The 11970-nt window shown below is 41.4% G+C and carries 17 protein-coding genes; 7 read left to right on the forward strand and 10 right to left on the reverse strand.

Translation table 11 applies throughout. The features are described 5' to 3' along the window. Positions 1–12 precede the first annotated feature (12 nt). The 4 genes from IEV39_RS12395 to IEV39_RS12410 form a co-directional block, all read right to left on the reverse strand. Positions 13–222 carry a hypothetical protein gene (locus tag IEV39_RS12395; protein WP_005289204.1) on the reverse strand — a complete coding sequence of 70 codons (210 nt, stop codon included), beginning with the start codon at positions 220–222 and terminating at the stop codon, positions 13–15. Continuing rightward, positions 219–2939, reverse strand: a complete 2721-nt coding sequence (locus IEV39_RS12400) for a toprim domain-containing protein (protein ID WP_005289201.1) — start codon at positions 2937–2939, stop codon at positions 219–221. The genes IEV39_RS12395 and IEV39_RS12400 overlap by 4 nt, the downstream gene beginning before the upstream one ends. Before the next feature lie 7 nt (positions 2940–2946). Beyond that, positions 2947–3330, reverse strand: coding sequence for an ogr/Delta-like zinc finger family protein (locus tag IEV39_RS12405; RefSeq protein WP_032883206.1), 384 nt, complete (start codon positions 3328–3330; stop codon positions 2947–2949). A 152-nt stretch (positions 3331–3482) separates the two neighbouring features. Continuing rightward, positions 3483–3647, reverse strand: a complete 165-nt coding sequence (locus IEV39_RS12410) for a toxin-antitoxin system HicB family antitoxin (protein WP_005289198.1) — start codon at positions 3645–3647, stop codon at positions 3483–3485. A gap of 116 nt (positions 3648–3763) precedes the next feature. On the opposite strand from IEV39_RS12410, the gene IEV39_RS12415 reads away from it, so the two are divergent. Beyond that, complete coding sequence (locus IEV39_RS12415; RefSeq protein WP_005289194.1) at positions 3764–4105, forward strand: helix-turn-helix domain-containing protein; 342 nt, start codon at positions 3764–3766, stop codon at positions 4103–4105. Here IEV39_RS12415 and IEV39_RS12420 read toward each other — a convergent pair. From IEV39_RS12420 to IEV39_RS12435, 4 genes are all read right to left on the reverse strand, one after another. Continuing rightward, positions 4068–4292, reverse strand: a complete 225-nt coding sequence (locus IEV39_RS12420; RefSeq protein ID WP_005289191.1) for a hypothetical protein — start codon at positions 4290–4292, stop codon at positions 4068–4070. The two genes, IEV39_RS12415 and IEV39_RS12420, sit on opposite strands and share 38 nt — an antisense overlap. Further along, positions 4276–4617: a hypothetical protein gene (locus tag IEV39_RS12425; RefSeq protein WP_005289187.1), complete on the reverse strand. Its 342-nt coding sequence runs from the start codon at positions 4615–4617 to the stop codon at positions 4276–4278. The genes IEV39_RS12420 and IEV39_RS12425 overlap by 17 nt, the downstream gene beginning before the upstream one ends. A 9-nt stretch (positions 4618–4626) precedes the next feature. Next, positions 4627–5304 (reverse strand): hypothetical protein, encoded by a 678-nt coding sequence (locus tag IEV39_RS12430; RefSeq protein WP_032883205.1) that lies wholly within the window; start codon positions 5302–5304, stop codon positions 4627–4629. 175 nt (positions 5305–5479) lie between these two features. Further along, positions 5480–5671, reverse strand: a complete 192-nt coding sequence (locus IEV39_RS12435; protein ID WP_005289181.1) for a hypothetical protein — start codon at positions 5669–5671, stop codon at positions 5480–5482. 654 nt (positions 5672–6325) lie between these two features. On the opposite strand from IEV39_RS12435, the gene IEV39_RS12440 reads away from it, so the two are divergent. The 6 genes from IEV39_RS12440 to IEV39_RS12465 all read left to right on the forward strand — a co-directional run bounded on the left by IEV39_RS12440 (position 6326) and on the right by IEV39_RS12465 (position 10433). Next, positions 6326–7120, forward strand: a complete 795-nt coding sequence (locus tag IEV39_RS12440; protein ID WP_005289175.1) for a hypothetical protein — start codon at positions 6326–6328, stop codon at positions 7118–7120. A gap of 99 nt (positions 7121–7219) precedes the next feature. Next, positions 7220–7549 (forward strand): hypothetical protein, encoded by a 330-nt coding sequence (locus IEV39_RS12445; RefSeq protein WP_005289171.1) that lies wholly within the window; start codon positions 7220–7222, stop codon positions 7547–7549. Positions 7550–7742: 193 nt separating this feature from the next. Further along, positions 7743–7922 (forward strand): type II toxin-antitoxin system HicA family toxin, encoded by a 180-nt coding sequence (locus IEV39_RS12450; protein ID WP_005289169.1) that lies wholly within the window; start codon positions 7743–7745, stop codon positions 7920–7922. A gap of 78 nt (positions 7923–8000) precedes the next feature. Beyond that, positions 8001–8417 (forward strand): type II toxin-antitoxin system HicB family antitoxin, encoded by a 417-nt coding sequence (locus IEV39_RS12455; RefSeq protein ID WP_005289166.1) that lies wholly within the window; start codon positions 8001–8003, stop codon positions 8415–8417. Between the two features lie 151 nt (positions 8418–8568). Continuing rightward, the gene (locus IEV39_RS12460; RefSeq protein ID WP_005289163.1) at positions 8569–9147 is read left to right on the forward strand and encodes a LexA family protein; all 579 of its coding nucleotides are present in this window, start codon (positions 8569–8571) and stop codon (positions 9145–9147) included. Continuing rightward, the gene (locus IEV39_RS12465; RefSeq protein WP_005289160.1) at positions 9144–10433 is read left to right on the forward strand and encodes a Y-family DNA polymerase; all 1290 of its coding nucleotides are present in this window, start codon (positions 9144–9146) and stop codon (positions 10431–10433) included. Before IEV39_RS12460 ends, IEV39_RS12465 begins: the two co-directional genes overlap by 4 nt. A 103-nt stretch (positions 10434–10536) precedes the next feature. On the opposite strand, the gene IEV39_RS12470 is transcribed toward IEV39_RS12465, so the two are convergent. Continuing rightward, positions 10537–11550 carry a contractile injection system protein, VgrG/Pvc8 family gene (locus IEV39_RS12470; protein ID WP_005289156.1) on the reverse strand — a complete coding sequence of 338 codons (1014 nt, stop codon included), beginning with the start codon at positions 11548–11550 and terminating at the stop codon, positions 10537–10539. 2 nt (positions 11551–11552) lie between these two features. Next, on the reverse strand, positions 11553–11966 hold the full coding sequence (locus IEV39_RS12475) for a phage tail protein (RefSeq protein ID WP_005289153.1): 414 nt from the start codon (positions 11964–11966) through the stop codon (positions 11553–11555). Between the last annotated feature and the right edge of the window lie 4 nt (positions 11967–11970).

The raw sequence follows: 11970 nt of genomic DNA on the forward strand, positions 1-11970 counted from the left end.
AATTTCCTAATATTAGCCTGGTTGAAAAATAAGACTTTGTAATAAAACGATCCGTTCCTTGAGGTTCGTGTACTGCTCCCAAGGCAGATTTTTTTTGATTACCTGTAAAACGTCCTTCGCTTCTTTACGTGTTGAGCGGTTGTTTTGATACTTCAAAGAGCAAATACAGCTCTCCACTTGGCCTATGGCCTCATCAATATTTCGCGGGTCAACAGTAGTCATTTTTTTGTTCCTGGTTGTTTGACTTGATTCGGGTTTGTGAAGATCCAGCACTTGATAATCCGTTCACTTTGAAGGGGGTTATCGTTGGTGTAATCCCCTAGATTTTTGGCATCATCTGCGGGGAATTTATTGGATCTGACCGGTTTGTTTGCTTCCACAAACTTGTAACGTTTGCTTGTGCGTAGGAGGTTGCGCATTTCATTTATGTCAGGCAGTGCCTGGAAATTACGTGCGGCAACTTTGTAGACTTCGTTTAGATTGATTGCGATATGTGCCTCCGTTGCTTGGTAATGGTTAAGATGAAAATGGACATTACGAATACTGTTGAGGTATTCGTATGCATCCCAAAACTGTTGTACATATATGTGATCCATGCCGATTTCATCGACACGTTTACGGGCCATGTTCTCCAGCATGGTTTTAGCGTTCTGGATCTCGGTTGCGCTGATCTCTTTTTTAAGTACATGCTCGGCTAATGCATCGATCATGGCTGATACTTGGGCATGACAGAGCGCAATACGCACATGGGTGATCCCTTTAGCGTGGAAATCAGCCTCAATGCTTTTAAGGTTGGCTTGATATGTGTCCAGGATCTTTTTTTCGTTCTTCAGGCAGTACGTCATATAAGTACATGCCTCATCCAATGGCATTTGCGACAACCTGGTCGCAATATTCTTTTTCTCTAAGCTGTGACCTTTGATGTCGACCGAAATATGCAGGGTACGAGACAGGATCGCTTCAGAGGCTTGGATCGGCGTATTCTGGCTGATCATCACCGCTGCACGGAATGGTGGCTCGTATGTTTCATTACCGGCTGTTTTCAGGCCTTTGGAGCGGATTGCGCGGCCGTTGAATGCATCCTTTAGCTCATCCCATGAAAACTTGGCTTTTTGTGCTGATTGCTGATCATTACGGTCACCTTCAATTAACACGATCGGCATGTTTGATGTTTGGGCGAAGTTACGATAAATCGCCACACTGGTCGACTTATTCGGGTCAAAGCCCTCGTAGGCTTCACGACCGCTAAACTTCCAAAGCATTTCGATTAGGGTTGATTTACCAGATCCCGCCTGGCCAACAAATTCAAAGAATGGATAGGATGAGTTCATTGCACGGATCTGTTCAGCGAAATATGAACCTGTCCACCAAGCTAAAAGGATTAGTCCGACTTCGCCATTGAGATCGTAGTAATCGCGCCACCAAGTCGGCTGGAATTCTTTCTTGATGTTTAAATGAATTACTGGAGTCGAGGCTAAAGTCTTGATCTCCTTTTTGTTTGTTCTGAAGTAATCATGCTCGTTCTTGGGGATAACTTGGCCTTTATGCACAGCAAACTGGTCGAAGATATAAACATCATGTTCTTTGCTGTAGCCAATAAAGTCGATCGTCTTTACTTCCCGCAGGCTTTCCGTTTTGCGTTTAATAAAGGTTTCTAACTGTTGATCTGAACCAGTCCACATGGCACCAGATAGAACGCCCATAACACGGGGTTTAAACTTGCTACGTGATGAAATGTGCTCAGGGGTGAACGTTGCTTTAACTTCTCCCCAAGGTGACTGGATATGGAAGTAATACCAACTTTCGTCGGTAATTTCATTTCGTTGGAAATATAGAGGCTCCAGCTGGGCGTTGCAGATCTCGACGACTGAAGAACTATTTTTAAGTGCCTGGATCTTTTTTTCTTCTTCAGAAAGAATTGAGCCTTGAGCTTGTTCAGTGGCTTCCATTACCGCATTAAATTTTTTATGGTCCAGCTCCCACCAGTACGTGCGATAACCATGGTTAAAATAAAATTTGGCCAAGTGATAGAAGTTATAAATTAACAGGCCTGCTTCTTCAGCAGTTTTGGCAATCTGAAGCTTGCCCCAATGGATATATTTATCCTGGTGTTTCTTAGTGAGTTGATTACTTTGGAATAGGTCGTTCCAGTCTTTCCCTACTGGAGGCAAAGCAGCAGTACATTGCCAGCCGTCCTGAATCGATTGATCAATTTGTTTGGTTAAATATTTTTTACCGGCTTTGTCATTATCTAAAGCCCAAACAAGGCGAGGGCGGTCCTTTTCTAGTTCCTTGCAGCGTGTAGCGATCCGTTGGAGGATATTATTCGGATAGTTACCACTGTTCATGGTACTGATACTGATCAGGTCCGACTGTGACAATGCGATACTGTTAAATATTCCCTCAGTCAGCCAGATACTACTCGCATTGCACAGGTCATCCAGTTCGTGAACTGTCCATGACAGTCCTTTCCACTCACCAATAAAATTGGCTTTCATTCGCCCGAATCTCTCCGGGCGATCGATAAACCTTTCCCAAAAAATACCCGGTGCAAGTTCAAAGCGAACCGTAGCTGTTACAAGATTTTGGTTTTTGTAGTCACGATAAAGTTCTTGTTTGTACCGGTGTTTAATTGAGGAAATATCAAAACCTCGGGCATGGACCATGTAGGCATCTGCAGAGGCATTCGGATTATATTCGGTCTTTGGAAAATCCTTTGACCAGTCTTTAAATAAATCGTCGCAGATATCCTTTACATGTTCTTCATAGTTACATTTGTTGATACGTCCACACTTCACTACCTTCGGAGTAATTGCGTGGGTATAGAGCTCTTTCTGGTTGCATTTAGGGCATATACCGCTACGGTACCAGTCGCCAGCTTTTTTAAACTTGAAAAGCTGGTTTAATCTTTCGTCTATTCGACGTTGCAAAATATCCATTTATTACTCAGATCAATTTCATTTGTAGGAGGCGATTGCGATATGTCTGTGCTTGGGCAAGGTCAATTTTTCTTGTCCAGAAAAGGGCATTAATGGCCCCTTCCACGAAGCACTTCTGGTATTGGTCAATCTCTTGCTGAAGCTCTAAACTGTTGAGCTGCAATTCGATTTCGTTTTCCCATGTCTGTTTTGTGAGGGATAGATCTGGCTTAGGCGTGAGGCTGTTGTGGATAGTGCGCGTAATTTCGAGATCCGCTGCAAAGCTGGCAAGGCAGTCGGGATTCATGCAGCTGACAATGATGTTATGGAAAAGAGGTGACGGCTTTTTACGGCTCGTCACATGCATCCTACGGTCACAATGCGGACAGTAGAATCCTATAGATTTACTCATGTTTTACCCCGTTGTTACTGGACCAAGTGATCTGTTGCTCCCGACACCACTCACTTGCTGAATATTTTTATTGCTTTACATTCTGTTTCAATTGTTAATCAAATAGTTACAAGATCAGCTTCTCTATCTGTGATGAGCCGAATTGGTGCGCCTTATGATTCCTTTGTGTTTTTTTCGTCCTTTTTGATGAGGTTTAAGATGTGTTTTTTCGCATATTGGTTAGGAGTTAGTCCTTCTTCCGCAGCTTTAATGCGTAGATTTTTATGATCTTCTTCTTCAAGGCGATAAACGATTTGCTTGTTAGGGTTTGTACTCATTGCATTGACTCTATAAAAAGCTAAACTTGGAATGTTTTTGTGAAAATCGTGCAATGTGTGATTTTCACAATAACAAATTTACTACGATGTATCGTATATTTCAACAGGAAACTATCATGAATAGTAACTTTTCTGATTTAAATCGGGGAAATCGTTTAAAAGAAGAAAGAAAACGATTAAAACTTACTCAAAAACAAGCTGCTGACATTATTGAGATGCAAGAACAAAGCTGGATACGGTTTGAAAAGCGGGGAGAACCATTTGATTTAAGAGCTCTCCAGTCTTTGGGGGAAAACGGTTTCGATATGATGTATGTGGTTTTTGGCATACATAAAAATGACGAGCTACAAAATATAAAGCCTGAGCATTTGGAAATACTCAGGCTCTTAAATAACGCCAGTGATCATAAACTAGCGAAGATTATTCAGATGATTCAATTGATGGCTTCTGAGGATTAAGCTCAATACCTTTTAAGATTTCTTGGATTTGATCATCTAATTCGTTAAAAATGGTGGATATTTGTTCCTTGGTAACCACATCGTATTCATGTGATTCGATACCTGCATCGCTTAACTTGCGAATAAATGCCACCTTATTTTTTAAACGATTCAATTCAGAATAAGCATCTTCATTTATTTGATACATTTCTATCCCCTTTAATTAAAATACTAGAGAAACCATCATTTATAAGGTCGGTCATCTCATTAAATAAAATCCAACTTTGTTCTGTATTTTCCATAATTAAAATGGCTTGAACGGCACAAATACTTAAATTATATGTATCGACCTTTTTACTGAAGTGGTAGTCGATATCTTCTCTAAGTCGTGACCATAATACATTTGTTTCCAGAAATGTCTTATATGAAACGTCACTGTCTAATAGCCTATGCAGTTTTTTTGCACTGATAAAAAGCTGGCGTTTTTTTGTTTTCGGATTTTGAACTCGGACAATTATTTTTTCTATTTTCATCGTTATTCCTCAATCTATTAAATGGTGTGGGAGAATTTGAGCCGGGGTGTGCCAATGCCATTTGATGATGTCGAGTCGGGACGATGCTGAAGCAACATAGGCGGTGATCATAGAGGCATGGTGGACCCATATTTCTAGTAATGGCTCTGTAGGGGAGATGTCCAGTTTTAAGGTGCGTAACTGGTTATAGAGTCGCCTTTGCTTGTCTGGCATGGCTTTTAATTGTTCAACCGTTGCAGGTGGGTTTTGTGGCTCTTGAGTACCAACAATTTTATCCTGGTGCGGAGCAGCTGCTGGCTTCGGTGCAGGTGTGTCGTTGACAGGGATATCGATGCAGAAAAGCGACTTTAATTTCTTATAATCGATCGTGTAGTAGTTCACCCGATCTGACTTCACATCCGATAGCTTTGCTACCTGAATCAAGCCAAGGGCGCGTAGCTTCGCTACGGCCCTTTTAATCGTTGATACGCTAAACATGCCGAGGGTTTCTTTCCATTCTTCGTAAGTATGGAACCACCATTTACGGCCTTTGTACGTTGTTAAATTTTTCTTTGTTTTGCGTTTTCTTGTTTCGTTGATCAAGAAATACAGCTTTTGGAGGAACGTGGCAGCGGTGATCCCCAGTACCTTCGCCATTTCTGGCGAGGCAATGAGGGGATATTCATTGTGTTGAAGAAGTAGTTTCATGCGACAGCCCCCCGATATAGTTCGGCATAGCAAGCTTTGCATTTTGAGGTCCATTGCTGGACCCCGTGTCTAAAACCATTTTTATTGAAGAACTCACCATCGAATGGGTAGTACTCGCCGCAACTGGAGCATAACCGTTCGGTGCCCAGCTCAGTATTAATCAAGATTCTGGACATTACACACCTGCGATTTTAAACAGGATGTAGGCGATGATCAGGATGGCTAAATATGCGAGAGAGTCGTGGAATTTTTTGAGCCTTGCAGCTTTCTTTTTTGATGCCAGATATGCAGGCAAATCATGGATAGGGGTGTGTTCGATAGGTGTGGCAGGCGTGCGTGCGTATGCACTATAAGAACGTGTGTTCATAGTCGTTTTCTCTTGGTAAGTTTTACAACTCACCACCATTCTTTCCACGGAATGGTGGCAGCCTAAGCAGGGGTGGAAATACCGCCCAAGAGTGCGGCCAGTCTTGCGACTGCCCTGAATAGACTGCCATAACGAAAGCATGACTATGCAGTGGGCAAAAAAAAGGCCGCATATAGCGACTTAGTTCTGCGCTCTTGGATGATAAGACAGGTTTCCACGCCTGCTCACAGATTTTGCTGTGATTTTTGAAATATAACGATATCTTTTTTTTAAAGCAATATCTTTTAAGAGATAAATACATATTTTGGCTATCTGCTAAACGATAAAAAAGTCAATGTGTTAGCTAATTCGATGATTATGAAGGGACAAACGTTTTTGCAACATTAGATTATGAAGGGATGGTCTGAGGGTATGGTTATGGATTATCAAGCGGCTAATGTTTCAGAATCATTTGATTATGTACTTGGGTTAATGTTTTTCATTCTTTTATCACTCTACTGCTTATTTTATTTATATAAGGAAAGATCGTACCAGTCTGGTCCTATGCAATAGATCATCATGATCCCATGGATAGTTTCACATTGAGCCAATGCATAGTGTCAAACTATTTATATAATGTAATATCAATTCTTTAATAAAAATTATGGGGAGTTTATGGACTTTATATTTGGATTAGCTGGTTTAGCATTAATTGCATTATGGGTATTGTCATTTATTGGATTACTCTTTCCGGCAAAATTTCAGAAATTTAAGAAATCGGCACCAATTACAAGAAAGGATGTATTTCTAGTTTTATTGTTTGGATCAATCATTCTTATTTTACTTATGGTCTTTAACGCGCCTGATCCTGAAAGTAATGGAACAAGTCCTGTTGCGCATTCTTTACCAGAAGCAAAGCCAGTATATGAAATCGTAGCGGATGAAAAAAGGGGGAATATCACTCGTAAAATAGAAGTCGAATTACCAACAAGATTAAATAAATCACAGTTAGAAACTATTGCGAATGAAATAAAAAATGCAGACAGTAATAAATATGAGCGCACATTTATTATGTATCGAATTAAGAGGGAGAATAGTGTCGCGGCGTGGGCTACCACGCATTTTGATCCTGATCTAAGTGTCAAATTTATTGGTTTAAGTGCGGATGATTTTAAAAAGTTATTGGCCATTAAACTGGATATTGATGGGGAAGTGGTTGGGCAATGGCTCTCACCGAATGGCCTTACTGATCACATCGATGTAATCTATAAAAAAGGTCAGCAGTACTTTAAGAAAGATTTTTATCTGGATGCGACTATGAAGCCAGACGAAATGGTGAAAGAGGGGAATACCTTCAGATATAAAGATCCAGCAGAAACACAATATTTTGTGATCAACTCCAATGGTGATCTGGAGTACAAAGGCTCAACCAGTCTGACCTTCCTAGCCAAAAAACTCGAAAATTATTGATCAGCAAATTAAATGAAGAACCACTCGATTGAGTGGTTTTTCTATGTCTTAATAAATCGTATATTATGAAATACTCACATTACTAATTAGAAGAATTTCATGAACATTGTTCAAACTCTCAAAGCATTAGGGGGCATGACCGGCTTAAAAGCTGCAATGCATAAACAAGCTATGACAGATTATTTTTGCCCTGAAAATGGTAAATGGTATATCGAGGGATATTGGTTTCATAATCCTGAAACCAGCACTTTAAGGGGTTATTCGCTTCAAGAAATTTTAAGCAAAACTCCAATGGACACCACACACTGTAATGGATCATTCCTATGCAAAATTGATATGTTAGATAGGGTATGTATATGGAAACCTGAAATTGGTAAATGGGTATGTGAAGGTTGGCTGCCTAAAGATGAATTAGAACCGCTCGATTGAGTGTTTTTTATTTCTTTTTAAGAACCTACGATGTATAGTAGTTTTATACCAAGAAACCAAGTTCCTAATTTCCCCACCGTTCCCCATACGGTGGTTTTTTTTGTCTAAAAAAACATAACAAATTTGATATATTTTATTGTCAATATAACAAAAATGTTATATTATTAGTTCATTGTTTAGACAGGAGCTGGCGATGAGCTATAGCGAGTTTAAACGGTGGCTCATTGAGCAGGGTGTGATATTTGTTAGACGTGGTAAGGGTTCACACTGGATTATCCAGTTAAACGATAAACGTAGTGTTTTCCCCGACCATGGCAGTAAAGAGATACCCAATGGAACCCGTTTAAAGATCAAAAAGGACTTGGGGCTATAAGCCCCCAGACCCTTAAATAGCAAGGCGTTCAGTTTATAATTAGTTAGTAATTTATTTAGTAATATAGAGGTCCTAGATATGGAATATGCAGTACAAATAGATCGCGAAGGCGATGCGTTTGTAGTGTCATCCCGTGATCTACCAGAACTTAACAGCGTTGGATATTCTTTGGACGAGGCACTTACCGAAGCCTTGGACGGAATTGAAACCGCATTAATGATTTATTATATGGATGGTAAACAGGCGATTCCTTTACCAACTGAAGCACGCGAAGGCGAGCATTTAATAAATCTACCTGCCCAAGTAGCTGTAAAAATTGCTTTATACAATGAGATGATAAAGCAAAAAATCACTAGAGCAGAGTTAGGACGTAGATTGCACTGGCAGCAGGCGCAAGTAAACCGATTATGGTCGTTAGATCATTCGACAAAATTAGAATCTATCGAGGCTGCCTTTAAGGCGCTTGATAAAAAGATCGAGTTGGTAGTAGCGTAGCCGACTTGCTCAAAACAAAGCCACCTGCGGGTGGCTTTGTCGTTTTTAAATGATTAAAAATCTGTATGTTAGTTCTTTATCAATTTTTTCTATTTCAATATGGATGAGCAAAATTTTATGCTAACTTGAATATTGTAACGATTTCAAGATTATGAATACTATCCTAAAACATGGCGGTGCACGTGCAGGTGCAGGCCGCAAAAGGACCAGCGAAGAAACGCAAGTGATCCGCGTTCCTGCTTCACAAGTCCTTTATATTCGTAAATATATCGAGCAGGTCAAACAGCAGGCGGCAGGGGATATTTATCCCGGTTCCTTGATCCAAGTCGACCCCCAGACACTTCTGGCCATTCCTGTGGCTGAAGAACGTTTATCGGCCGGGTTTCCTTCACCGGCGCAAGATTATGTCGATAAATCTATCGATATGAATCAGCACTTGATCATGAATCCGACCGCGACCTTTATCGCTAAAGTGAACTCATCTTCATTGCGTGACATTGGCATCGACATTGATGACGAGGTCATTGTCGATCGCTCACTGGAAGCAAAGCACAGAGATATTGTCCTGGCACTGATCGATAATGATTTCACCCTTAAACGTTTGATGATCGAAGGCAATAAACGCTGGTTGAAAGCTGAAAATCCGGAGTATCCAGATATCCATCTGAAAGATGGCCAACAGCTCATTATTTGGGGTGTTGTTACGCGCTGCGTGAAGAAATTTAAATGAAAAATCGTGTGTTTTATCTCGTTGACGTCAATAACTGTTACGTGAGCTGTGAGCGTGTGTTTCAGCCGCAACTGATTGGCAAGCCTGTCATAGTGCTGTCGAATAACGATGGCTGCGCTGTCGCACGTAGCAATGAAGCCAAGCTGCTCGGGATAAAAATGGGAGTACCACGGTTTAAAATTGATGATGTAATCAAAAAAAATAATGTGATCGTTCTCTCCAGTAACTACGCTGTTTATGCGGAAATGTCTAAGAGGTTCATGACAATACTTGGCATGTACGTACATAAACAAGATCAGGAAATTTACTCGATTGATGAATGCTTTTTAGAGCTGACGCATTATCAGAAAATAATTAAAAACACTGAATATGCACATCAAATGAAAGCGCAGATCCTGAAGTGGATCGGGCTGCCGGTATGTGTTGGGATCGGATTTTCAAAAACGCAGGCTAAGCTGGCGAATCACATAGCTAAAACCTACCCACATTTAGATGGGGTTTGCAATCTGGATGAAATCGACAGGGGAGTCCTGAAGCACGTTTTTAGGCAGATCGATGTATCAGAAATTTGGGGCATTGGTCGTCAACATGCGAAGAAGTTAAATGCATTGGGCATCTACTCAGTGCTTGATTTTATCTTTGCCAATGAGAAATTAATCCGGAATCAATTCTCCATCGTTACCCACCGCACCTGGCTTGAACTGCGTGGCCAAGCATGTATCGAAATAGAAGATACACCCCCCAACAAAAAGCAGATTATCTCGAGCAGATCCTTTGGCCAGAAAGTGACTGAGTTAAATGATTTGAAAGCAGCTGTAAGTCTATATGCCGAAAAGGCAATCGAGCGTTTAGCAGCTGAAGAACAGCTATGCGGGTGCATAATGGTTTTTGCATATTCCAGCCCATTCGATGAACGTGAAAAATTTTATAAAGGTGAAGCGACCTTCGGCTTTCCTGAAGCGACAGACAATGTAATGACGATTGTGAAAAAAGCCACTGAACTCATGGAAGGGGTGTATAGAAAAGGGGTCAAGTTTAAAAAATGCGGTGTGATCCTAACCGGGTTAGAGCCTAAGGCCGGTCATATTTATGACTTGCTTTCTGACATGGAGCAGATTGAAAAAGCAGACAAATTACTGAAGGCATGGAGCCAGATCCGGGATAAATATGGCAGCAAGGGTATATCGGTAGGGGCAGGGGGCTTGGGTGGCGACTGGACAATGCAGAGATCCAATCTCACCCCGAATTACTTTACAGCTGAAGGCATGATCAAAATTAATAATTAATACTGTACACACTGCAGGCAAATACTCACCTGGATATTATTGTGAATATTGTTTGCAGTGCATCCGGATAGCGTACCCATAAAAATTAATAAGTAGATTGTTTTCATAGTGTGGCTTCCAGATTCACCTGGGTAATCAGACCATTATCTGCATAGGTATGAACGGCCTTTTCTACAATCCAATTTAGTTTGTCCACTTGAGGTTTAAATCCCTCCAGTTGGACAGGTGACTCGGTTGAAATATCCGGAATGCCATTGGCCATGGTTATGCTGAACTTGGCTTTCTGGCGTTTGATTTCGGCCATTTTTGCATCCGCTGCGCGTTGTGCTTCTTCAGCTGAAGCAAAGGTCCCTTTAAGTACTTTGGTTTTTGTGGCTGGATCGTTGCCACCTCCACGTGTTTCAGGATTGCCAGAGGTCACCCGTTTACGGGTTGCCTTGCCTTGGTCATGATAGCTTGCTGATACGCCTGTATAGTCCGAATCCCGGTCCTGTTCCGAGTATCTGAATTGATCGCCATCCGCCCTGGTAATTTTGATTGTAGGAAGTTTTTTACCTGAGGCAGTTTGAGCGGTGCCGGCTCTGAAAATGAGTAAGCGATCTTTTTTTATTGCCATTTCTGCACCGTTTTGTTTTGAGATCCGATTCAATAAATTGAGATCTGATTCATTGGTTTGATCTACATGGCGAAGATCGATATTTTTTAAATCATCTGTCATTACCAGCGTCAGTTTATGATTCTGTGCGATCTCTGAAGCAATTTCTCCGAATTTTTTGCGGTGGTAGGATTTAGATTTTGCCTCTTTGATATTGCTCTTAAAGTTAGCGCTGGAGGCTTTAATTGTGATTGTGTCTGGCGTGCCGGACCATTCCGTTTCATCCACAATAAAATCGCCTTTATCGTGTAAGCCTTCACCCTCAAAACCAAGCTGACAATTAATTTTTACCCCACGTCGTGGCAGCTCCAGAACGCCATCAGTGTCGTTTAAAATGATATCAAGCTGGTCAGCTTCATTGGCCCGGTTATCTGTCACTGTGACGCTGGTAATGCGTGTGGTGATCTGGTCGTTTAGTGGTTTGTTGTCTGCAGTTAAAATACAGACTGGAATCTTAGGCATATTTAGGACTCCGCTGCTGTTTGTTGCTCGATGCGCTCATCGTCCACCCGGGTGAGTTTAATGGTGAAATCGACCTTTCGAGGAACGCCATTGAATAGTAAAACCTGTTTGGTTTCGTCAATGTTGTCGATCGTATAAACCCCATATAGATATCCACTGCCATCGACTAGAACAAAGCCTTGGCCAGAATCCGCCATCGATGCCAGCTCATCAATAGAAAATCTATTACCGAAGCCATACTCCTGATAAATCACTCCTGGGAGCGTGATGATGTCATCGCCAGAACCAATAAACTGGCGTTTCTTGCGACCCTTGGCCACTGCATTGTCCGCATATTGCCATGAGCGTTGACGCTGGATCTCGGTAAAGGTCAGCGTATCAGTCGTAAAGGGAAATTGTCCTAAGCACATCAACATGTAA

The organism is Acinetobacter courvalinii, from assembly GCF_014635545.1.
Classification (GTDB): Bacteria; Pseudomonadota; Gammaproteobacteria; order Pseudomonadales; family Moraxellaceae; genus Acinetobacter; species Acinetobacter courvalinii.